Origin of the sequence: Pseudomonas sp. A214, assembly GCF_900156295.1 — a bacterium.
Classification (GTDB): Bacteria; Pseudomonadota; Gammaproteobacteria; order Pseudomonadales; family Pseudomonadaceae; genus Aquipseudomonas; species Aquipseudomonas rhizophila.
This window is the reverse complement of sequence record NZ_LT707062.1, coordinates 4,797,366-4,819,992: the sequence shown is the minus strand read 5'-3', so window position 1 is coordinate 4,819,992 and position 22,627 is coordinate 4,797,366. Positions and strand designations below refer to the sequence as shown.

Sequence of the window (22,627 nt, the reverse complement as noted above, 5' to 3'; positions counted from 1 at the left end):
TCGGTAAAATGTCGCAACGAAGGAAAGAGGCGAGGGGGGCAGGTCGGTTGTAACGGGGTGTGTTCGAGCACGGCGTTCGGGTGATGCTAGGTAACTGTCGCAACAGCCGGTATTCACCTGCCTTTGCGGCCTTTTTGTCGAACGATTGTCGAACGCATCGGGTCGGGTCGACCTGAAACCGGCAGTCGCCAGCGCACGCAGAGGCAAGCTTAGACTTGATTCCGGGGAACCGAAAGGAAGACGAAGGGAGGGTGCGACAATGCGTCGCGCAGGGGCACGAAACAGCCGCATCCAGATGGATGCGGCTGTTCGCCTGGTCAGGATTTATTCGCTTTTGCGTTCAGCTTGCAGACGCTCGGCGCCCGCCGCGTGGGACAGGCTGTAGACGTAAGCCGCGAGCAGTTGCACCTTGTCATTGCCGAGCAGCTCATTCTGCGCCGGCATATGGCCCTGGCGGCCATGACGGATGGTCTGTTGCAGTTGCGCCAGGCTGGTGCCGTAGATGAAGCCGGCCGGCAAGGTCAGGTCTGGCGCGCCCATGGCTTCGGTGCCTTTACCGTTGGCACCGTGGCAGGCAACGCAAGTGGTGTTGAACGCTTGCTGGCCTGCTTGCAGGTCGGCGCCGCTGTCTGCCGGCAGCGGCAGGCCCGCCAGATCATGGCGCACATACGCGGCCACGTTCTTGACGCCGGCTTCGCCCAGCACTTCGCCCCAGGCCGGCATCGCGGCCATGCGACCGCCCATGATGGTGGCCTTGATGGTTTCGGCACTGCCGCCCCAGCGCCAGTGGCTGTCGGCCAGGTTCGGGAAGCCGAAGGCACCCTTGGCGTCCGAGCCGTGGCAGACCGAGCAGTTGGAGGCGAACAAGCGGCCACCCATCTTCAAGGCCTGTGGGTCCTTGGCGACTTCTTCCACCGGCATGGCGGCGAATTTGGCGAAGATCGGCCCGAACTTGGCGTCGGCCCTGGCCATTTCCTTTTCCCATTCATGGGCGCCGGTCCAGCCATTTTCGTAGCCGGGCAGGATGCCTTTCCAGTTGCCCAGGCCCGGGTAGAGAACCAGGTAGCCGACGGAAAACACCAAAGTGCCGGCGAACAACAGGAACCACCACTGCGGCAGCGGGTTGTCGTACTCCTCGATGCCGTCGAAGCTGTGGCCCATGGTCTGGTCGACGCTGCCCTTGGTCTCGCCCTTGCGGGTGCCGATCAGCAGCCAGGTCAGACCGATCAGGCTGCCGATGGTCAGTACGCTGATCCACGTACTCCAGAAGGTGGTCATGGCCGGGTGCTCCTTGTTGCAGGGTCTTGGGGGTTGGCGATGTCGGCGGATGGCTCGTCGGCGAACGGCAGCAGGCGCGCCTGAGCGAACTCCGAGTTGCGCTTGCTGCTGAATACCCACAGGGTCAGGCCGATGAAGGCCACGAACACCACGACCGTGCCCAGGCCGCGGATCATTCCAGTGCTCATTTCAAGAAACATAGGCTCACCTCTTGCTCTTGATGGCAGTGCCGAGCACTTGCAGGTAGGCCACCAGCGCGTCCATCTCGGTCTTGTCCTTGAGCGAGGCCACGCTGCCGGCGATGTCGTCGTCGGTGTACGGCACGCCCAGGGTGCGCATGGCGCGCAGCTTGCCTTCGGTGTGGCTGCTGTCCACCGCTTGGGTCACCAGCCACGGATAGGCCGGCATCTTCGACTCAGGCACGACGTTGCGCGGGTTGTACAGGTGGGCGCGATGCCAGTCATCGGAGTAGCGCGCGCCGACCCGGGCCAGGTCCGGCCCGGTGCGCTTGGAGCCCCACAGGAACGGGTGGTCCCAGACGCTTTCACCGGCCACCGAGTAGTGGCCGTAGCGCTCGGTCTCGGCGCGGAACGGACGGATCATCTGCGAATGGCAGCCGACGCAGCCTTCGCGGATATAGATGTCGCGACCTTCCAGTTGCAGGGCGGTGTAGGGCTTCATGCCGTCCACCGGTTTGTTGGTCACGTCCTGGAAGAACAGCGGCACGATCTGGGTCAGGCCGCCAATGCTCACGGCCAGAACCATCAGCAGCATCAGCAGGCCGACGTTTTTTTCGATTGTTTCGTGTTTCATGGCGGACTCCTCAAGCCATCTGCGCGGCAGCGGCGGCTTCGGCAGGCTGGTAGGCCCGCACGGTGCGCCAGGTGTTGTAGGCCATCAGCAGCATGCCGAGGAGAAAGATCGCCCCGCCCGCCAGCCGTACGACGAAGCCGGGGTGGCTGGCCACCAGGGTTTCAACGAAGGAGTAGGTCAGGGTGCCGTCCTCGTTCACCGCACGCCACATCAGGCCCTGGGCGATGCCGTTGACCCACATGGAGGCGATGTACAGCACGGTGCCGATGGTCGCGAGCCAGAAGTGCGCGTTGATCAGGCCGATGCTGTGCATCTGGGGGCGGCCGAAGACTTTCGGGATCATGTGATACAGCGCGCCGATGGAAATCATCGCTACCCAACCCAAGGCACCAGCGTGTACGTGGCCGATGGTCCAGTCGGTGTAGTGGGAGAGGGCGTTGACGGTCTTGATGGCCATCATCGGGCCTTCGAAGGTCGACATGCCGTAGAACGCCAGGGACACCACCAGGAACCGCAGGATCGGGTCGCTGCGCAATTTATGCCAGGCACCCGACAGGGTCATCATGCCGTTGATCATGCCGCCCCAGCTTGGCGCCAGCAGGATCAGCGACATCACCATGCCCAGGGACTGTGCCCAGTCCGGCAGCGCGGTGTAGTGCAGGTGGTGCGGGCCGGCCCAGATGTACAGGGTGATCAGCGCCCAGAAGTGCACGATGGACAACCGATAGGAATACACCGGACGCTCGGCCTGCTTCGGCACGAAGTAATACATCATCCCCAAAAAGCCGGCGGTGAGGAAAAAGCCCACGGCGTTGTGGCCGTACCACCATTGCACCATCGCATCGGTGGCCCCGGCATACACCGAGTAGGATTTGGTGAAGCTCACCGGCAATTCCAGGTTGTTGACGATATGCAGGATCGCCACGGTCAGGATGAACCCGCCGAAGAACCAGTTACCGACATAGATGTGTTTGGTGTTGCGCTTGGCCACGGTGCCGAAGAACACGATGGCGTAGGCGACCCAGACGATGGTGATCAGAATGTCGATCGGCCATTCCAGTTCGGCGTATTCCTTGGAGCTGGTGTAGCCCAGCGGCAGGCTGATGGCCGCCAGCAGGATCACCAATTGCCAGCCCCAGAAGCAGAACGCGGCGATTTTCGGCGCGAACAGCTGTGTCTGACAGGTGCGTTGCACCGAGTAGAACGAACTGGCGAACAGGGCGCAGCCGCCGAAGGCGAAGATCACCGCGTTGGTATGCAACGGGCGCAGGCGGCCGAAGCTGGTCCACGGCAAATCGAAGTTGAGCTGTGGCCAGACCAATTGGGCCGCGAGAAAAACCCCGAGCCCCATGCCGACGATGCCCCACACCACCGTCATAATGGCGAATTGGCGGACCACCTTGTAGTTGTAGGCGGTACTGATAGATGTGTTCATGGTTCCCCATCCACGGTTCAGCCGAAGTGAGCGCTTGCGCAAGGCAGCGCGGCATTCTTCGCCTGGAGTTATAGGCAGACTAAAAGCGAGGCAAGCATGGACAAACAGCACAAGGCCAGTATTGACGGGGATCAATGGGCGCGATGTGTGGCCGAACACGGTTGGCTATGGACGGCGGCGCAAACGGGTGTCAGCGCCGAGCCACCGACCCTGATCCTGGCCCATGGCGCCGGCGCGCCGATGGACAGCGGGTTCATGAACGAAATGGCCGCGCGCCTTGCCGGACATGGCATCAACGTGTTGCGCTTTGAGTTTCCCTACATGGCTCAACGACGCCTGGACGGCGGTAAGCGTCCGCCGAACCCGGCTCCCAAGTTGCTGGAATGCTGGCGTGAGGTGTACGCCACGGTGCGGCCTTATGTCGCTGGGCGGTTGGCCATTGGCGGCAAGTCCATGGGCGGGCGCATGGCGAGTTTGCTGGCCGATGAGCTGAAAGCTGATGCCCTGGTGTGCCTGGGGTATCCCTTCTACGCGGTGGGCAAACCGGAGAAACCGCGGGTCGAGCACTTGGCAGCCTTGAAGACCCGGACCTTGATCGTCCAGGGCGAGCGCGATGCCTTGGGTAACCGCGAGGCGGTGCAGGGTTACGTGCTGTCACCGAGTATCGAGGTGATGTGGCTGGTGGCGGGGGATCATGATCTGAAACCGCTGAAGGCCTCGGGGTTTAGTCACGAGCAGCATTTGGAGGCGGCGGCGGGCAGCGTGGCCGGGTTTCTTCAGTAGGTTCCTTGCTGGCTATCAAGGCCTCATCGCGAGCAGGCTCGCTCCCACAATTGGAATGCCTTTGAATGAGCAACCTGACCCCCTGAGGGAGTAAGCCTGCTCCCACAATTGGAATGCCTTTGAATGAGCAACCTTGACCCTCTGAGGGAGTAAGGCTGCTCCCACAATTGGAATGCCTTTGAATGAGCAACCTTGACCCTCTGAGGGAGTAAGGCTGCTCCCACAATTGGAATGCCTTTGAATGAGCAACCTTGACCCCCTGAGGGAGTAAGCCTGCTCCCACAATTGGAATGCCTTTGAATGAGCAACCTTGGCCCCCTGTGGGAGCGAGCCTGCTCGCGATAGCGGCCTGTCAGGCAACAAAAAACCCGGAAGCTTGCGCTGTCCGGGTTTTTCATGAGGCAGGCCTCTATCAGCGGTTGAACCGCTCCACCAGCGAATACTGCGTATTGGCGGTGCGGGTCAGTTCTTCGCTCAGTAGCGCCGAGCTGTGGGCCTGGCCCGAGGTCTGGTCGGCCAGTTCCGAGATGTTGCTGATGTTGCGGCTGATCTCTTCGGCCACCGAACTCTGCTCTTCGGTAGCGGCAGCGATCTGGGTGGTCATGTCGGTGATGTTGGCCACCGCTTCACTGATGCCCACCAGCGCTGCGTCCGCCTCCATGACCCGAGCCACGCCTTCTTCAGCCTGGCGGTGGCCGGCATCCATGGTCTGCACGGCATTGGTGGCGGTTTGCTGGAGCTTGGCGATCAGGGCGTGGATCTGCCCGGTGGACTCACTGGTACGTTGCGCCAGTTGGCGCACTTCGTCGGCCACCACGGCAAAGCCGCGACCCATCTCTCCGGCGCGGGCCGCTTCGATGGCGGCGTTGAGGGCCAGCAGGTTGGTCTGGTCGGCAATGCCTTTGATCACGTCCACCACGCCACCGATCTCGTCGCTGTCCTTGGCCAGCTGGGTCACGGTCTGCCCGGTCTCGCCCACCACCACCGACAAGCGCTCGATGGCTTCACGGGTTTCCCCGGCGATGTCGCGTCCACGACTGGTCAGGCGATTGGCTTCCTGGGTGGCGTCGGCGGTGCGTTGCACGTGGCTGGCGACTTCCTGGGTCGTCGCGGCCATCTCGTTGACGGCGGTGGCCACCTGTTCGGTCTCCACTCGCTGGCGTTCCAGCCCACTGGAGCTGTTATGGGCCAGCGAGTTCGACTGCCGCGCCTGCTCGTTGAGGTGTTCGGCAGTGTCCTGCAACCGGGTCAGGCAGGTTTTCAGGCGAGCTTCCTGGCTGAGGATCGACATCTCCAGGCGCGCCTGGACGCCCCGGCTGTCGGTGTACATCCGGGCGATCAACGGGTCGGAGGTGGTTTGCTCGGCCAGACGCAGCAGGCGCTTGATCCCGCGCTGTTGCCATTGCAGGCCCATCAGGCCCAGGGGCACCGAGAGCACGGCAGCCAGGGCAAAGCCCCAGGAGGAATTGAGAAACGCACCAACGACGAAGCTCAACTGGCTGACCAGGATAAACGGCAGCCAGTCCTGCAGGATCGGCAACCATTTGTCGCTGCGCGGGATCGCCGGCTTGCCCTGATTGATGCGTTGATAGAGCGCTTCGGCCCGGCTGATCTGCTCGGCGCTGGGCTTGACCCGCACCGACTCGTAGCCGATCACCTGGTTACCTTCGAACACGGGGGTGACATAGGCGTTGACCCAGTAATGGTCACCGCTCTTGCAGCGATTCTTGACGATGCCCATCCATGGCAAGCCTTGTTTGAGCGTGTTCCACATATGGGCGAACACGGCCGACGGCACATCGGGATGGCGTACCAGGTTGTGGGGCGAGCGGATCAGTTCCTCCTTGGAAAACCCGCTGATTTCAACGAACGCGTCGTTGCAATAGGTGATCACGCCTTTGGCATCGGTAGTGGAAATCAGACGTTGTTGGGCCGGGAAGGTCCTTTCGCGTTGTGTGACGGGCTGGTTGTTACGCATGGTGTGTAGATCCGCAAGGCTTTGAAAGGTTGTCGGCGCCGTCAGGTTTTTATTGAAGTTATTTTTCCGGTCGGTATCACGCCAGCATCGGGTAGGTAAATAGGGCGAAATGAAGCAGATTGAGGCCAAAGTGGGCGGCAATCGCCGCGCCCAGCCCACCAAAGCGATAAGCCAGGCCATAACCGACCCCCGCCATGCCCGACAGCAACACCCATTGCCATCCCGCCCCGGCATGCACCAGGCCGAACAGCAGTGAGGCCAGGATTAATGCCAGATTGTCGCCATAGTTCAGATGTTTGAAGCGTCGGCTCAGGCCACCCTGAATGTAGCCACGAAACAGCGCTTCCTCCACCAACGTCACCAATAAAAGATTATTGAGTACCCATATCCAGGCCGACTCCGGCCACTTCGGTGCCCAATGGATCATTCCCAGCAGCATCGCCCCGCCCAGCGCCAGCACGGCGCTCAGGGTCAGCCCCAGGGCCGTGGCCTGTAGCGACAGGCGAAACGAGCGCCTGCCGACGATCCAGGGACACGCCAGCAGTAACCAGAAGCCGATCAGTGGCTTGTCCTGGTTCAGGTACATGGCAAACGGCACGGCATCGTCGGTAAAACGTTGCGGCGCGATTGCCCGGCCATTGAAAAAACCCGGCATCCAGTGCAAGGCCAACGCCAGGGCCATCACCACAAACAGGGCGTGGCCGAGAAACTGCCCGACCGGTGTCTGCTGCTGGCGCACCGCATACCCGGCGAACAGCAGCAGCGCGACCGAGATCGCAGCAGTCCAGGCCAGTTGACCGAAGGCCAGGGCCAAGGCATAGCCGATGGAAAGGAAGGCCAGGTATGGCCAGGGCAGGGCAGGCATATCACATCCTTTGAGACTGAAGAACCGTTTGTGGCGATGGTGATGGCAGGACCGGCGGGATTATAGGCAGACCCATACGAAAACACCGCCTATTAACAGGCGGTGTTTTCGTAAGACGCTTCTTTTTATTCTGAAATCAATTGCCGTAGGACGTAGTGCAAAATCCCCCCAGCCTTGAAATATTCCACTTCATTCAAGGTGTCGATCCGGCACAACACTTCAATCCGCTCCTGGCGGCCGTCCTCGCGCGTGATGATCAGCGGCAGGTTCATGCGTGGCGTCAGTTCGACGTCGCTCAGGCCCAGGATGTCCAGGGTTTCCTTGCCGGTGAGGTTCAGGCTCTTGCGATTCTGATCGAGCTTGAACTGCAACGGCAGCACGCCCATGCCCACCAGGTTGGAGCGATGGATGCGCTCGAAGCTCTCGGCGATCACCGCCTTGACCCCCAACAGATTGGTGCCCTTGGCGGCCCAGTCCCGACTCGAGCCGGTGCCATATTCCTGTCCGGCGATCACCACCAGAGGCGTGCCCATGGCCTGATACGACATGGCGGCGTCGTAGATCGGCATTTTCTCGCCACTGGGGATGTAGATCGTATTGCCGCCTTCTTCGCCGCCGAGCATTTCATTGCGGATCCGGATATTGGCGAAGGTGCCGCGCATCATGACCTGATGGTTGCCGCGTCTTGAACCGTAGGAGTTGAAGTCCCGGGGCTCCACGCCCTGTTCGCGCAGATAACGGCCTGCCGGGCTGTCGGTCTTGATATTGCCGGCCGGAGAGATGTGGTCGGTGGTCACCGAGTCGCCGAGCAAAGCCAGGATTCGTGCGCCTTCGACATTGTTGATGGCCGGTGGCGGCCCACTGATGTTCTCGAAGAACGGCGGGTGCTGGATGTAGGTTGAGTCCGATTGCCAGACGTAAGTCGCGGCTTGCGGCACCTCGATAGCCTGCCATTGCTCATCACCGGCAAACACGGCGGCGTATTCCTTGTGGAACATGCTGGTGTTGACCTGGGCCACCGCGTTGGCGACTTCCTGGCTGCTGGGCCAGATATCGCGCAGGTACACCGGGTTGCCGTCGCGGTCGTTGCCCAGCGGTTCACTGCTGATGTCGATGCGCACCGTGCCGGCCAGGGCATAGGCGACCACCAGGGGCGGCGACGCCAGCCAGTTGGTTTTTACCAACGGGTGCACGCGGCCTTCGAAGTTACGATTACCCGACAGCACCGAGGCCACCGTCAGGTCGGCGCTCTGGATGGCTTTTTCGATCGGCTCGGGCAACGGCCCCGAGTTGCCGATACAGGTCGTGCAACCGTAACCCACCAGATCGAAACCCAGTTTGTCCAGGTACTCGGTCAGCCCGGCGGCCTTGTAGTAATCGGTGACCACCTTCGAACCTGGTGCCAGGGAACTCTTGACCCACGGCTTACGGGTCAGGCCTTTCTCCACGGCTTTTTTCGCCAGCAGCCCGGCGGCCATCATCACGCTGGGGTTGGAGGTGTTGGTGCAAGAGGTAATGGCCGCAATCACCACTGCGCCGTTTTTCAGGCGATGGGTCCGGCCCTCGAACTCGTATTCGCTTTCCCCCACCTGATCGGCGTTGCCTACCGCGACCCCACCGCCGCCTTCGCTTTCCAGGCGGCCTTCTTCCTTGCTGGTGGGTTTGACGTTCAGGCCCAGGAAGTCGCTGAAAGCCTGGCCGACATTCGGCAGTGAGACCCGGTCTTGAGGACGCTTGGGCCCGGCGAGACTGGCCTCGACACTCCCCATGTCCAGTTCCAGCGTGTCGGTGAATACCGGTTCCTGGCCGGGCAGCCGCCACAGGCCCTGAGCCTTGCAGTAGGCTTCCACCAGCTTCACGGTTTCGGTCGGACGTCCGGACAGGCGCAGGTAGTCCAGGGTCACGTCGTCCACCGGGAAGAAACCGCAGGTGGCGCCGTATTCCGGGGCCATGTTGGCGATGGTGGCGCGGTCGGCCAACGGCAGGTCGGCAAGGCCGTCGCCATAGAACTCGACGAATTTGCCCACCACACCTTTCTTGCGCAGCATCTGGGTGACCGTCAGCACCAGGTCGGTGGCGGTGATGCCTTCGCGCAGCTTGCCGATGAGTTTGAAACCGATGACTTCTGGAATCAGCATCGACACCGGCTGGCCGAGCATGGCCGCTTCGGCCTCAATCCCGCCGACGCCCCAGCCCAGTACACCGAGGCCGTTGATCATGGTGGTGTGGGAATCGGTGCCCACCAGGGTGTCCGGGAACGCATAGGTCCGTCCGTCTTCCTCTTTGGTCCACACGGTGCGGCCCAGGTATTCGAGGTTGACCTGGTGGCAAATGCCGGTGCCCGGCGGCACCACGCTAAAGTTGTCGAAGGCGCTCTGGCCCCAACGCAGGAAGGCGTAGCGCTCTCCGTTGCGCTGCATTTCGATGTCGACGTTCTGTTCGAACGCCTGGCTGCTGGCGAAATTGTCCACCATCACCGAGTGGTCGATCACCAGGTCCACGGGTGACAGCGGGTTGATCCGCTGCGGATCGCCACCGGCCTTTTCCATGGCGGCGCGCATGGCGGCCAGATCGACCACGGCCGGAACGCCGGTGAAGTCTTGCATCAGTACCCGAGCAGGACGGTATTGAATTTCCCGGTCGGAACGACGCTCCTTCAGCCAGCCGGCGAGGGCCTTGAGATCGGTGCCGGTGACCGTTTTTTCATCTTCCCAGCGCAGCAGGTTCTCCAGCAGCACTTTGAGGGACATGGGCAACCGGTCCAGGTCTCCCAGGCTTCGGGCGGCGTCGGGCAGGCTGAAATAGTGGTAAATCCTGGCGTCGACTTGCAGCGTTTTAAGGGTTTTCAGGCTATCGAGGGACGGCATTGAAATGACTCCTTTGAGTCCGCACGGCTACGGACTGACGGGACGGACAGAGCCTTTAACCTAGCCCTGTTTTGAGCGTATGACTAATCACTGGACTCTACGAGCGGGTTTGGGGTTCCGAACTCCGCTATCATGCGCCGGTTTTCGTGACAGGCTTTGCTACGGAGTTTCAATGAACACGCTTTTCATGCACTGCCGACCAGGCTTCGAAGGCGAGGTCTGTTCCGAGATCGCCGAACACGCCGCACGGCTGAACGTGGCCGGCTACGCCAAGGCCAAGCCGGCCAGCGCCTGCGCCGAATTTGTCTGTACCGAAGACGACGGTGCCGAGCGACTGATGCGCGGCCAGCGTTTCGCCGAGCTGATTTTTCCGCGCCAGTGGGCGCGTGGCAGCTTCATCGATCTGCCGGAAACAGACCGCATCAGTGTCATCCTGGCCCACATGAGCGCCTTCCCGACCTGCGGTAGCTTGTGGCTGGAGGTGGTGGACACCAATGACGGTAAAGAGCTGTCGAACTTCTGCAAGAAATTCGAAGGGCCGCTGCGCAAGGCGCTGACCGGCGCCGGCAAACTGGTGGATGACCCGTACAAGCCACGCCTGCTGTTGACCTTCAAGAGCGGTCGCGAAGTCTTCCTGGGCCTGGCGCAGGCCGATAATTCGGCCATGTGGCCGATGGGCATTCCACGCCTGAAATTTCCTCGGGAGGCGCCGAGCCGGTCCACCCTCAAGCTTGAAGAGGCCTGGCACCACTTTATTCCTCGGGATCAGTGGGACGAGCGCCTGCACAGCGACATGACCGGTGTGGACCTAGGCGCCGCGCCGGGCGGCTGGACCTGGCAACTGGTCAACCGCGGCATGCTGGTGACGGCCATCGACAACGGGCCGATGGCCGAAAGCCTGATGGACACGGGGCTGGTGCAGCACCTGATGGCGGACGGCTTTACGTTCAAGCCCAAGCAGCCGGTGGACTGGATGGTCTGCGACATCGTCGAGAAGCCGGCGCGTAATGCGGCGATGCTGGAAGAGTGGATCGGCGAAGGGCACTGCCGCGAGGCGGTGGTCAACCTCAAGCTGCCGATGAAGCAGCGTTACGCCGAAGTGAAACGCCTGCTCGAACGTATCGCCGACGGCTTCAAGGCCCGGGGCATCAAGGTCGAGATCGGCTGCAAGCAGCTGTACCACGACCGTGAGGAAGTGACGTGCCATCTGCGGCGGCTGGACGCCAAAAAGCCCAAGTCCCGCTAGCGCTTGAAAGGCAATGAAATCCCTGTGGGAGCGAGCCTGCTCGCGATATCGGTGCATCAGTGGACATCGATGTTGGGTGGCCCGACGCTATCGCGAGCAGGCTCGCTCCCACAGGGGGCAGTGTTAAGCCAGAGGTGACCTTGCACCGACATTGCGCGACAATGCCCGCCAGTTTCAGGAGTAGAACATGAGTGAAATGAACGATACGCCGGTCGACGGTACGCTGGATGCCACCGGCCTCAATTGCCCGGAGCCGGTGATGATGCTGCACCAACACATCCGCGACCTGATGCCCGGCGGGTTGTTGAAGGTGATTGCCACTGACCCCTCGACCCGTCGCGACATTCCCAAGTTCTGTGTGTTCCTCGACCACGAACTGGTGGCTCAGGACGAGGTCGATGGCACCTACCGCTACTGGATCCGCAAAAAGCTCGCTTAGTCCGCCGAACGGCTGATGCGGATCTGCTTGCGTGCGCTGCGTGCCAGGCGGATCGACAGCATCAGCGCCGCGCAGCTCAAGCCCACGATCAGGCCCTGCCACAACCCGCTCGGACCGCTGGCGGTGCCGAGCCAGTCGGTCAGGCCCAGGATGTAACCCACGGGCAGGCCAATGCCCCAGTAGGCGAACAGCGTCAGGATCATCGTCACCCGGGTGTCCTGGTAGCCGCGCAACGCGCCCGCCGCCGTGACCTGGATCGCGTCGGAAAACTGAAACAACGCCGCATAGACGATCAACATCGACGCCACTTCGATCACCACCGGATCGCCGGTATAGATCGCCGCGATGGGCCCGCGCAGCCAGAACATCAGGCTCGCCGACAGGCAGGCATAAGCCAGCGCCGTACCCATGCCGACTCCGGCGGCGAAGCGCGCTTCGCGCGGCTGGCGCCGGCCCAGGGCCTGGCCGACCCGCACCGTCACAGCCATGCCCAACGAATAGGGAATCATGAACACCAGGGAGCTGAAGTTCAGGGCAATCTGGTGCCCGGCCACCACGGTGGCGCCGAGGCTGCCGATCAGCAGGGCAATCACCGCAAAAATGCTCGATTCGGCAAATACCGCGATGCCAATCGGCAGGCCGATACCCAGCAGGCGCTTGATGACGGTCCATTGTGGCCAGTCGAAGCGGTTGAATAACCGGCTCGACTGGTAGGCCGGCGCCCAGCGCGCCCAACCGGCCATGCCCAGGGCCATGAACCACATCACCAGGGCCGTGGCCCAGCCGCAACCGACGCCGCCCATGGCGGGCAGGCCCAGATGCCCGTAAATGAAGATGTAATTGAGCGGGATGTTCAGCGCCAGCCCGCACAAACCCAGGACCATCGCCGGTCGCGTTCGGCCCAGGCCGTCGCTGAAGCAGCGAAGCACGTGATACAGCGCCACCGCCGGCAGGCCGGTGGCGATGCCTTGCAGGTACTCCATGCAGGGTCCGATCAGTTCGGGGTCCACGTTCATGATGTGCAGGATCGGTTCGGCGCCGAGCAGCGCCAGCGTGGCAATCAACCCCACCACCAGCGCCAGCCACAACGCCTGGCGCACCAGCGGACCAATCTCGTCGAACGTGCCGGCGCCGAAGCGCTGGGCGACTTTCGGCGTGGTGGCCAACAGTGTGCCGGTCATCAACAGGAACACCGGCACCCAGATCGAATTGCCCAGTGCCACCGCCGCCAGGTCCCGTGGTCCGACCCGGCCGGCCATCACCGCGTCGACAAAGCCCATGGCAGTGGTCGCCAGCTGCGCCACCATGATCGGCAATGCCAGGGCCAGGAGCGTCTTGAGCTCCAGGCGAACCCGGGCCGGGCGGGAGAGGGTGGTGGCGTGGTCGATCACAGGATTCACAGGCGAAACGTCCGAAAAAATAAGCGCGAGGCGGCGCATTCTACGCCTTGACACAGTGGTCAGGAAAAAACCTGTGTTGTGGATTTGTAATCGTTTAGCTGGCTTGCGAATACCTTGTGGCGAGGGGATTTATCCCCGCTCGACTGCGCAGCAGTCGCAAAGTCGTTGGGGGGCTGCGCACCCAGCGGGGATAAATCCCCTCGCCACAACATCATTTGCTTCGGGTAATGCACAGGCCTAACGGAACGCCTACACTGCCCATCCCGCCAAAGGAGCTCTGCCATGCTGATCGTCGCCGACGAAAATATTCCCCTGCTCGATGCGTTTTTCCAAGGGTTTGGCGAGATCCGCCGGGTTCCGGGCCGGGGGATTGACCGGACAATGGTCGAGCAGGCCGATGTGTTGCTGGTGCGCTCCGTCACCCAGGTCAACCGCACGCTGCTGGAAGGCAGCAAGGTGAAGTTCGTCGGCACCTGCACCATCGGCACCGATCACCTGGATCTGGATTATTTCGCCGAGGCCGGTATTCGTTGGGCCAGCGCACCGGGTTGCAACGCCCGTGGCGTGGTGGACTACGTGCTGGGCAGCCTGATGACCCTGGCTGAAATCGAAGGCGCGGACCTCAAGCAACGCACCTTTGGCGTGGTCGGTGCCGGGCAGGTGGGCGGGCGGTTGGTTGAGGTGCTCAAGGGCCTGGGTTGGACGGTGAAAGTCTGCGATCCACCCCGTCAGGCTGCCGAAGGCGGCGACTACGTGAGTCTGGAACAGATCATCGAGCAGTGCGATGTGATCAGCCTGCACACACCGTTGACTCGCGACGGCGCGCAACCGACCTGGCACCTGTTCGATGAGCAGCGCCTGCGCCGGCTCCAGCCCGGTACCTGGCTGATCAACGCAGCCCGTGGACCGGTGATCGACAACACGGCGCTGCGCGAGGTGTTGCTGGAACGCGAAGACCTGCAAGCGGTGCTGGATGTCTGGGAGCATGAGCCGAGCGTGGATGCGGATCTGGCCGACCTGTGCGTGATCGCCACCCCGCACATTGCCGGCTACAGCCTCGATGGTCGCCAGCGTGGTACGGCGCAGATCTACGAATCCTTGTGCGCATTCCTCGAGCAACCGGTTGCGGTCCGGTTGAGCGATCTGCTGCCCCGGCCATGGCTGGGCGGCATCACGCTGGACGCTGACACTGATCCGGCCTGGGCGCTGGCGATGTTGTGCCGTGGCGTGTATGACCCACGTCGTGACGACGCGGATTTTCGTCGCAGCCTGGTGGGAACGGTCAGCGACCAACGCAGCGCTTTCGATGCCCTGCGCAAGCATTATCCGCCGCGTCGGGAGATCGACAGCCTGAAGGTTCGCATCGAGGGGCAGTCGCCGGCGTTGCAACAGATCGTGAGCGCTCTGGGCGCCACCAGCCTTTAATCGTGGATCGCTTTTGTGGCGAGGGAGCTTGCTCCCGCTGGACTGCGAAGCAGGCCCAAAACCTGGCGTCTGCTGCGCAGCCGAGCGGGAGCAAGCTCCCTCGCCACAAGAGCCAACCCACAAGCGCCAGGTCACAGGAGCCCGCAAAGGCTGCGGGCATAAAAAACCCGACATCATGGTCGGGTTCAATGAAGACGGGCTGTATCACTTTTGTTCGGCAGGCTTGACCAGTCGTTTTTCCAGCTCGCTGCAGGCTTTCTGGATCATGTCTTCGGTGATCGGTACTTCGCGCCCTTGGGCGTCGATGAACGAGCAGCCCAGAGACTGGTCCGGTTGCGTGCGGATCACTTGAATCTTGTCGTCGCTGCTGTGTTGCAAGGACATGGCCTGTCTCCTCATCAGGTTGTGTGCCTATTTTAGTGTCGCCAGGTGACCGAGCCATGACACTCCTTGTAGGTTCATGGCGACAGCTCCACTCAATCAGAAACACGGTCGCGTTTCCAGCCAGACTTTAGACCGATAACATCTAGCCTCTAGTCGCTACGGTCATATTTAACCTGACTCATTCTGATTCAACCAAGTTCCGCTGCGCTTCGGTGTCGCCGGGCGGTCCATTTCCTGCTGCATTATCGGATGCTTCTGATGCTCTCTTCCCAACAACGCCGTGCCATACGCCTGGCCAGTGGCTTCATTGCTCCTTATCGCAAGCAGGTTGCTGGCGCCTTACTGGCCCTTATCGTCACCGCCGCAATCACTTTGTCCATGGGGCAAGGCATCCGGTTGCTGGTAGACCAGGGCTTCATGACGCGCTCCCCGCACCTGCTCAACCAGTCCATTGGCCTGTTCATGGTGCTCGTAGTGGGATTGGCGATCGGCACTTTTTCCCGTTTCTACCTGGTGTCCTGGATTGGCGAACGAGTGGTGGCCGATATCCGCCGGCAGGTCTTCAACCATCTGGTGTATCTGCACCCGGGCTTTTACGAAAACAACCGCAGCTCGGAAATCCAGTCGCGCCTGACCGCCGATACGACCTTGTTGCAGTCAGTGATCGGCTCGTCGTTGTCGCTATTCTTGCGCAACGCCTTGATGGTGGTCGGCGGCATTGTGTTGTTGTTCATCACCAACCCCAAACTCACCAGTATCGTGGTGATCGCACTACCGTTGGTCTTGGCGCCGATCCTGATATTCGGGCGGCGGGTGCGCAGCCTGTCGCGCCAGAGCCAGGACCGCATTGCCGATGTCGGCAGCTACGTCTCCGAGACCCTCGGCCAGATCAAAACCGTGCAGGCCTACAACCATCAAGTCCAGGATGAACGGCGCTTTGCCGTGACCGTGGAGCAGGCCTTCGACACCGCCCGCAAGCGCATCGCCCAGCGGGCCTGGCTGATCACACTGGTGATCGTGCTGGTGCTGGGGGCGGTGGGGGTGATGCTCTGGGTCGGGGGCATGGATGTGATCGCCGGACGGATTTCCGGGGGTGAGCTGGCGGCGTTTGTGTTCTACAGCCTGATCGTCGGCAGCGCCTTCGGCACCCTGAGCGAAGTCATCGGCGAGTTGCAGCGGGCGGCTGGTGCGGCTGAGCGCATTGCCGAATTGCTGCGCTCGGAAAACATCATCCAGCCGCCGGTTTCTGGCCTGGTGACCCTGCCTGAGCGGGTACGGGGTGATTTGCGTCTCGAAGGCGTGCGCTTCTCTTATCCGTCCCGGCCGGACAGCTATGCGGTCGACGGCCTGGACCTGAGCGTCCAGGCTGGCGAGACCCTGGCCCTGGTCGGGCCGTCCGGTGCCGGGAAATCCACGGTGTATGATTTGCTCCTGCGCTTCTACGACCCGGCGCAAGGGCGGATTTTCATCGATGATGTGCCGCTGACCCAGCTCGATCCACTGGACCTGCGTCGCCACTTCGCCCTGGTTTCGCAGAACCCGGCGCTGTTTTTCGGCACGGTTGAAGAGAACATCCGCTACGGCAATCCCGAGGCGACGTCCGAGCAGGTGCGCGAAGCCGCGCAGATTGCCCATGCCCACGATTTCATCGAAAAAATGCCGGAGGGTTACCAGACCCACTTGGGTGACGGCGGTCTGGGGTTATCCGGCGGTCAACGCCAGCGTCTGGCCATCGCCCGAGCGCTGTTGGTGGACGCACCGATCCTGCTATTGGACGAAGCCACCAGCGCCCTCGACGCGCAAAGCGAACACTTGATCCAGCAAGCGCTGCCCAGCCTGATGAAAAATCGCACCACCCTGGTCATCGCCCACCGCCTGGCCACGGTGAAAAATGCCGACCGGATCGCGGTGATGGACCAGGGCAAAGTAGTCGCCGTGGGCACCCATCAGGAACTGGTGGCCAGTAACGCGTTGTATGCGCGATTGGCAGCGTTGCAGTTCAATCAGCAGGGTGATTCTGTTCATTGAGCCGGACGAGCCGAAACCAATGTGGGAGCGAGCCTGCTCGCGATAGGGCAGATAGGCAACCATGAGGTCGACTGTCATACCGCTATCGCGAGCAGGCTCGCTCCCACAGGGTCGGCAACCGAGCAAAAAAATGCCCGCATCGAAAGATGCGGGCATTTTTTTCAGGAACAACTTGCCGCTTGAAGCTTATGGCTTGCTGCTGCCCACTCACTGATCATCAAAATAGCGCTCATGCCAGTCCACCAACGGTTGCGGCGAGTTGAGTTTCTGGCCGTAGATCACCGAGTACGACAACACGTTCTGCACGTATTGCCGGGTTTCGTCGAAGGGGATGCTTTCCACCCAGACATCGAAGCTCAGGTGGTCGGCACCGCGCAGCCACTGGCGCACCCGACCAGGGCCGGCGTTGTAGGCAGCGGAGGCCAGGACGCGGTTGCCGTTGAACTGGCTGTGAACCTGGCTCAGGTACGCCGCGCCCAGCTGGATGTTCTTGTCCGGGTTCAGCACTTGCTTGGGCGAGGCCAGCGGGATGTTGAACTTGCGCGCGGTTTCCTTGGCGGTGGCCGGCATCAACTGCATCAGGCCGCTGGCGCCGACACCGGAGCGCGCATCTTCCATGAAGGCACTTTCCTGTCGAGTGATGGCGAACACCCAGCTTGAATGCAGGCCGCGAACCTTGGCTTCACGCACCAGGGTGTCGCGGTAGGCCATTGGGAAGCGAATATCCAGGTCGTCCCAATACTTGGCCTGGCTGATGGTGCGGATCGCCGGGAAGTACCATTTCAGGTCGTAGGCCAGTTTCGCCTGGGCGACCATCTCGTCCCGGTTGAAGTGGCGAGTGACGTGATACCACTCGCGGCGACCGTCGACGATCTGACCCCGGGCATGAAACTCCAGGGCCCGACGAATACCCGGTGTGTTGCGCACTTTATTGATCAGCGCCTGGCTCATCACCAGCGGCTTGTTGTTGAGCGAATAGGGCGATTGAGAACGATCGGCGGCCAGGAAACCGTAGAAGTCCCGCTCACGGGCCAGATGCTTGTAAAGCGTCAGCGCCTCGGGATTCTGAGGCTGCGCCAGCTCCAGGCTGCGGGCCTGCCAGTAACGCCAGCGACTGGTGCTGGCCAGCGTCTCGGGCAGGCGGCGGGTCAACTCATAGGCGTCGTCCCAGCGGGCCAGGCGCAACAGCAGGCGCAAGCGCCATTCCGAGACGGTATCGTCGCGCAGTTCCGGGTCATATTTTGTCATCACGCCCAAGGCGCGACTGTCGAAACGCTTGGCCAGGGTCAGGCCAATTTCCCGGGCGATGGCGACTTTCTCAGGCTTGGAAAAATGCATGGTGCTGGCGTAGCCGTCCAACAGCGCCATGGCTTTCTCTGGATCCTGACGGGCCAGGCGCCGCAAGCCGAGGCTGACGATATCGGCCATCGGCTCATCGGCCGGGCGGAAACGCGATGGCTGATTGAGCAGTTCCGGTTTTTGCGCCACGTCTATCAGCAGTTGGCCGCGAGGGGCGAGGGTGCTCAGGCCGCTGATCAGGCTTTTAGCCAGTGGATAATTGCGGGCCTGGGCGGCCAGTTTGGCACGCTCCCAGCGTTTCTGTTCAGTCAGTTGACCCTGGGTCGCCCACAGGCCGAACAGCGCATCACACGCGGCCGGTTGGGATTTGCCGGTGAGCCAAAGCTTTTCGGTGTTGGCGTAGCCTTCGGCCTTGAGGCCATGACTGAGCTGATACTGGGCGTTGAGGCAGTCCAGTTCGGTGAAGTTGAGCTTGGGGTCGTAGTACTTGACGAAGGTCGCCCAATCGCCACGGTCGGCCAGCCAGCGCAACCAGCGCAGCTTCATCCAGTTGGCCTGGGGCAGGTCGCCATGTTCGGCGAGAAATTTCTCGATTTCGGCATTACTGGCGCTCTTGAGGCGAGCGGTCAGTTCGTCGTAGGCCAGGTAGGGTTCCAGCGGATAGTCACGCAGGGCCTGGCTGTAGCGAAAATAGGGGCCGGAATCACCTTTGGCCAAGGCACGCTTGGCTTCATCGTAATACTGACGCTGGGTGGAGATATCCACCGCCTGGGCGGTTTGAACGGCAGTGGCACATACAAACAAGCAAGATAAAACACTGAAAAGGCGACTGCGCATGATACGTCCGGGCAGAAAAAACATGACAAGCCCAAGGTTTGACCCAGGGTAACTGTCTGTAGCTTAGCCTTTTGCCAGCAATGGGCGAAAGCTTTGCGGGGTCATCCGCGCAAGTTCGCAACATTTGTTATGAAGAGTGCTTCGAGGGCGAAATTGGCGGACTTCTGAGGCCTCATCTCAGGTAGAATGCGCGCCCGGTTTTTGGAGAAGCTCATGACCCTGCTCAAATTCAGCGATGTGTCCCTTGCTTTCGGCGCTATGCCGTTGTTGGACAAGGTGTCCTGGCAGATCGCCCGTGGTGAGCGGGTGTGCATCATCGGCCGCAACGGCACTGGCAAGTCCAGCATGATGAAGCTGGTCAAGGGCGATCAGAAGCCCGATGACGGCTCGGTCTGGCGCGCGCCAGGCCTGAAAATCGGCGAATTGCCCCAGGAACTGCCGGTGGCCGACGAGCGGACGGTGTTCGACGTGGTCGCCGAAGGCCTGGACGGTGTCGGCGCGCTGCTGGCCGAGTATCACCACCTGAGCCAGAACATCGTCACCGATGCCGACCTGGACAAGTTGATGCATGTGCAGCACGACCTCGAGGCCCGCGATGGCTGGCGCCTGCAGCAGTTGGTGGACAGCACCCTGAGTCGTCTGCAACTGCCGGCCGACAAGACCCTGGCCGAGCTGTCCGGTGGCTGGCGTCGCCGGGTGTTGTTGGCCCAGGCCCTGGTGTCCGAGCCGGACCTGCTGCTGCTCGACGAGCCCACCAACCACCTGGACATCGGCGCCATCGCCTGGCTTGAAGAAGCCCTGAAGGATTTCCAGGGCGCGGTGCTGTTCATCACGCACGACCGTTCTTTCCTGCAAAACCTGGCGACCCGTATCCTCGAACTGGATCGCGGCGGCCTGATCGACTGGAATGGCGACTACGCCAGCTTCCTGGTGCACAAGGAAGCGGCGCTGGCGGCGGAAGAAACCGCGAACGCGCTGTTCGACAAGAAGCTGGCCCAGGAAGAAGTCTGGATTCGCCAGGGTATCAAGGCCCGTCGCACCCGCAACGAAGGCCGTGTACGAGCGCTCAAGGCGCTGCGCATGGAGCGCAGTGAGCGTCGCGAGCGCACCGGCAAGGCCAATATTCAGCTGGATACCGCTGACAAGTCCGGCAAGCAGGTGATGGTTCTTGAGAACGTGAGTTTTGCGCACCCTGGCGGCCCGTTCCTGATCAAGGACTTTTCCATGGTGCTGCAGCGTGGTGACCGCATTGGTCTGCTGGGCGCCAACGGTACCGGCAAGACCACCTTGCTCAAGCTGATGCTCGGCGGTCTGGTACCGACCAATGGCAAGGTGGAGGAGGGCACGAAGATCGACGTCGCCTACTTCGACCAGTTGCGCCATCAGTTGGACCTTGAAAAAACCGTCATCGACAACGTTGCCGAAGGCCGCGATTTCATCGACATCGATGGCCAGAGCCGCCATGTGTTGAGCTATCTGGGCGACTTCCTGTTCAGCCCTCAACGTGCTCGTACCCCGGTCAAGGCGCTGTCCGGCGGTGAACGTGCCCGTCTGCTGCTGGCCAAACTGTTCAGCAAGCCGGCGAACCTGCTGGTGCTCGACGAACCGACCAACGACCTGGACGTGGAAACCCTCGAGTTGCTGGAAGAGGTGCTGCTGACCTTCAACGGTACTGTGCTGATGGTCAGCCACGACCGGGCATTCCTCGACAACGTGGTTACCAGCACCCTGGTGTTCGAAGGCGAAGGCCTGGTGCGTGAATACGTCGGTGGTTATCAGGACTGGCTGCGCCAGGGTGGCTCGCCGCGCTTGCTGGGCGTGACTGAGAGCAAGTCCGGCAAGGCCGACCTGAATTCGGCGGTGGTCAAGGCCGAGCCTGCTCCGGTTGCTGCTGCACCGGCGGCGGCACCGGCAAAGAAGAAGCTCAGCTACAAGTTGCAGCGTGAGCTGGAAGCATTGCCGGGTGATATCGACGCGAAGGAACAGCAGATCGCAGCGGTGCAAGCCGAAATGGCTGACATTGGCTTCTACCAGCGCCCTGCGGCTGAAACCGCCAAGGTGATCGCGCATCTGGAGCAGCTGCAGGCCGAGCTGGATGCACTGGTCGAGCGCTGGGCTGAACTGGACGCTTGATCCACTGTTGTAAAGAATCCCGGTGCTCAGAGATGAACGCCGGGATTTCTATTTGAAACGCTATTCCCCTGTGGGAGCGAGCCTGCTCGCGATAGCGGTGGGTCAGTAATATGGGTATTGGCTGACCCAACGCTATCGCGAGCAGGCTCGCTCCCACAGGTTTAGGTTTTATGTGCGCTTGACCAGATGCACCGCGAGCACATCGCAAGGCGCGCCATGCAGCACGTCGTTGGCTGTAGAGCCCAACAGCAGTGCCAGGCCATGACGGCCATGGCTGCCCACGACGATCAGGTCGCAACCCTGTTCCTTGGCCAGGTGATGGATCTCCTGACGCGGCTGGCCGTAGGTCAGGTGGCTGTATTCCTTTTTCAGGGCGGGGTATTTCACGATCAGCCGGTCAAGGCGTTCCTTGGCTTGATCGAATTGTTGTTGTTGCAACTGGGAAAGGTCCATCGGCACATCACCACCGAAGGCCATGGCCATGGGTTCGACGATGTGAACCAGCGACAGTTTGGTGTCTCGACCTTCGCAAAGGGCCAGAGCACGCTTGACGACGGGATCACATTCTTCAGTGAGGTCGACGGCGACCAGGACGTGTTCGTAGTACATGGAAGGCACTCCAGAGAATTGCGATACGGTAAGTATGGCTGGTTTCAAGCGCATCGACGGCGACGTGGGTCAATCGTCAATGGGCTCATCAGAATTCGGGGAGTACGAATATGACGGTCTGGATAGTGGTGTCAATCCTGTTGGTGGTATTAAGCCCCCTGGCATGGTTGCGCCCGTCCCGTGTTCAGAGCGGTCGCATGGCGTTGCGCATGGAGGCGCGACGCCTTGGCCTGGCCATGCAACTGGCTCCGCAGGAGTGGCCCCACTGGCTCGGGCAGCAGGCGCCAAACCCCTGCGCCCAGTACCATCGGCCCCGACGGGGCAAGCAGCCGGCTATCTGGACCTACTGGCAAACCGCGCCGGGCGTATGGGTCAATCAGTGGCGCGAAGTCTGCCAGGATGAGTCGTTGCTCAATCATTTCGAAAAATTGCCAGCCAACGTCTACAAAATCGAGGCCGATGGGCAAATGATCGCCTTGTATTGGGGCGAGAAGGGCGAAGCCGCTGTGTTGCAGGATATTTGCGCGGTGCTCAAGGCGCTGGCCTGAGGCATAAAAAAGCCCGACAGTCTCATCGGGCGGGTTGGCCAGGCAGGCCGGTAATCAAAACGCCTATCCGGACGTTCGTTCGTAACGTCCTTTGCTCAAAATCTTCAATCGCGCTCCCGACAGAGTAGTCGGTTGAATCCAGCGCGCTTGGAATTAGGGCGACTTTTCTAATTATTGATCCTATGAATGGCTGTACATGCAGCGCCGTGTTGGGATCCGTGCGGTACGCAAATGACCGGGAAGTCGCGTTCAAGCCCCTG

18 protein-coding genes are annotated in these 22,627 nt (G+C 61.5%); 7 read left to right on the top strand and 11 right to left on the bottom strand.

The window, feature by feature from the left end; all coding sequences use genetic code 11:
- Positions 1 to 324: 324 nt before the first annotated feature.
- Genes ccoP through ccoN form a run of 4 tightly spaced genes read right to left on the bottom strand, consistent with a single transcriptional unit; the run spans position 325 to position 3,526 of the window.
- Positions 325 to 1,278, bottom strand: coding sequence for a cytochrome-c oxidase, cbb3-type subunit III (gene ccoP / locus BW979_RS21505; RefSeq protein WP_047227188.1), 954 nt, complete (start codon positions 1,276 to 1,278; stop codon positions 325 to 327).
- A complete protein-coding gene (locus tag BW979_RS21500; RefSeq protein WP_047227189.1) occupies positions 1,275 to 1,478 on the bottom strand; it encodes a cbb3-type cytochrome oxidase subunit 3 in 204 nt (67 codons plus the stop codon). The genes ccoP and BW979_RS21500 overlap by 4 nt, the downstream gene beginning before the upstream one ends.
- Positions 1,479 to 1,482: 4 nt before the next feature.
- Complete coding sequence (gene ccoO, locus BW979_RS21495; protein ID WP_076385616.1) at positions 1,483 to 2,091, bottom strand: cytochrome-c oxidase, cbb3-type subunit II; 609 nt, start codon at positions 2,089 to 2,091, stop codon at positions 1,483 to 1,485.
- Between the two features lie 10 nt (positions 2,092 to 2,101).
- Positions 2,102 to 3,526 carry a cytochrome-c oxidase, cbb3-type subunit I gene (gene ccoN / locus BW979_RS21490; RefSeq protein ID WP_014339375.1) on the bottom strand — a complete coding sequence of 475 codons (1,425 nt, stop codon included), beginning with the start codon at positions 3,524 to 3,526 and terminating at the stop codon, positions 2,102 to 2,104.
- A gap of 96 nt (positions 3,527 to 3,622) precedes the next feature.
- Here ccoN and BW979_RS21485 point away from each other — a divergent pair, with 96 nt between their 5' ends.
- Positions 3,623 to 4,309, top strand: a complete 687-nt coding sequence (locus tag BW979_RS21485) for an alpha/beta family hydrolase (RefSeq protein ID WP_076385614.1) — start codon at positions 3,623 to 3,625, stop codon at positions 4,307 to 4,309.
- Between the two features lie 412 nt (positions 4,310 to 4,721).
- On the opposite strand, the gene BW979_RS21480 is transcribed toward BW979_RS21485, so the two are convergent.
- From BW979_RS21480 to acnA, 3 genes are all read right to left on the bottom strand, one after another.
- Complete coding sequence (locus BW979_RS21480) at positions 4,722 to 6,287, bottom strand: methyl-accepting chemotaxis protein (protein WP_076385612.1); 1,566 nt, start codon at positions 6,285 to 6,287, stop codon at positions 4,722 to 4,724.
- Positions 6,288 to 6,363: 76 nt separating this feature from the next.
- Entirely contained in the window at positions 6,364 to 7,152 is a 789-nt protein-coding gene (locus BW979_RS21475) for a CPBP family intramembrane glutamic endopeptidase (protein WP_047227194.1), read from the bottom strand.
- Between the two features lie 125 nt (positions 7,153 to 7,277).
- Positions 7,278 to 10,019, bottom strand: coding sequence for an aconitate hydratase AcnA (acnA, locus tag BW979_RS21470; protein WP_047227195.1), 2,742 nt, complete (start codon positions 10,017 to 10,019; stop codon positions 7,278 to 7,280).
- 172 nt (positions 10,020 to 10,191) lie between these two features.
- Here acnA and rlmM point away from each other — a divergent pair, with 172 nt between their 5' ends.
- Positions 10,192 to 11,265, top strand: coding sequence for a 23S rRNA (cytidine(2498)-2'-O)-methyltransferase RlmM (rlmM, locus tag BW979_RS21465; RefSeq protein ID WP_076385610.1), 1,074 nt, complete (start codon positions 10,192 to 10,194; stop codon positions 11,263 to 11,265).
- Between the two features lie 187 nt (positions 11,266 to 11,452).
- Positions 11,453 to 11,704, top strand: a complete 252-nt coding sequence (tusA, locus tag BW979_RS21460; protein WP_047227197.1) for a sulfurtransferase TusA — start codon at positions 11,453 to 11,455, stop codon at positions 11,702 to 11,704.
- Here the strand turns inward: tusA and BW979_RS21455 are convergent.
- Positions 11,701 to 13,143 carry an MATE family efflux transporter gene (locus BW979_RS21455; RefSeq protein WP_223194611.1) on the bottom strand — a complete coding sequence of 481 codons (1,443 nt, stop codon included), beginning with the start codon at positions 13,141 to 13,143 and terminating at the stop codon, positions 11,701 to 11,703. The two genes, tusA and BW979_RS21455, sit on opposite strands and share 4 nt — an antisense overlap.
- Before the next feature lie 243 nt (positions 13,144 to 13,386).
- Between BW979_RS21455 and pdxB the strand changes: the two genes are divergently transcribed.
- Positions 13,387 to 14,529 (top strand): 4-phosphoerythronate dehydrogenase PdxB, encoded by a 1,143-nt coding sequence (pdxB, locus tag BW979_RS21450; RefSeq protein ID WP_076385608.1) that lies wholly within the window; start codon positions 13,387 to 13,389, stop codon positions 14,527 to 14,529.
- Positions 14,530 to 14,733: 204 nt separating this feature from the next.
- Here pdxB and BW979_RS21445 read toward each other — a convergent pair whose 3' ends face one another.
- Positions 14,734 to 14,913, bottom strand: coding sequence for a PA1571 family protein (locus BW979_RS21445; protein WP_003199629.1), 180 nt, complete (start codon positions 14,911 to 14,913; stop codon positions 14,734 to 14,736).
- Between the two features lie 249 nt (positions 14,914 to 15,162).
- Between BW979_RS21445 and BW979_RS21440 the strand changes: the two genes are divergently transcribed.
- The gene (locus BW979_RS21440; RefSeq protein WP_172833801.1) at positions 15,163 to 16,941 is read left to right on the top strand and encodes an ABC transporter transmembrane domain-containing protein; all 1,779 of its coding nucleotides are present in this window, start codon (positions 15,163 to 15,165) and stop codon (positions 16,939 to 16,941) included.
- A 207-nt stretch (positions 16,942 to 17,148) separates the two neighbouring features.
- On the opposite strand, the gene BW979_RS21435 is transcribed toward BW979_RS21440, so the two are convergent.
- On the bottom strand, positions 17,149 to 19,077 hold the full coding sequence (locus BW979_RS21435; protein ID WP_076385604.1) for a transglycosylase SLT domain-containing protein: 1,929 nt from the start codon (positions 19,075 to 19,077) through the stop codon (positions 17,149 to 17,151).
- A gap of 213 nt (positions 19,078 to 19,290) precedes the next feature.
- On the opposite strand from BW979_RS21435, the gene BW979_RS21430 reads away from it, so the two are divergent.
- Positions 19,291 to 21,210, top strand: coding sequence for an ATP-binding cassette domain-containing protein (locus BW979_RS21430; RefSeq protein WP_076385602.1), 1,920 nt, complete (start codon positions 19,291 to 19,293; stop codon positions 21,208 to 21,210).
- Between the two features lie 168 nt (positions 21,211 to 21,378).
- Here the strand turns inward: BW979_RS21430 and BW979_RS21425 are convergent, their stop codons facing one another.
- On the bottom strand, positions 21,379 to 21,819 hold the full coding sequence (locus BW979_RS21425) for a universal stress protein (RefSeq protein ID WP_047227202.1): 441 nt from the start codon (positions 21,817 to 21,819) through the stop codon (positions 21,379 to 21,381).
- Between the two features lie 110 nt (positions 21,820 to 21,929).
- Between BW979_RS21425 and BW979_RS21420 the strand changes: the two genes are divergently transcribed.
- The gene (locus BW979_RS21420; protein ID WP_076385600.1) at positions 21,930 to 22,367 is read left to right on the top strand and encodes a hypothetical protein; all 438 of its coding nucleotides are present in this window, start codon (positions 21,930 to 21,932) and stop codon (positions 22,365 to 22,367) included.
- Positions 22,368 to 22,627 lie beyond the last annotated feature (260 nt).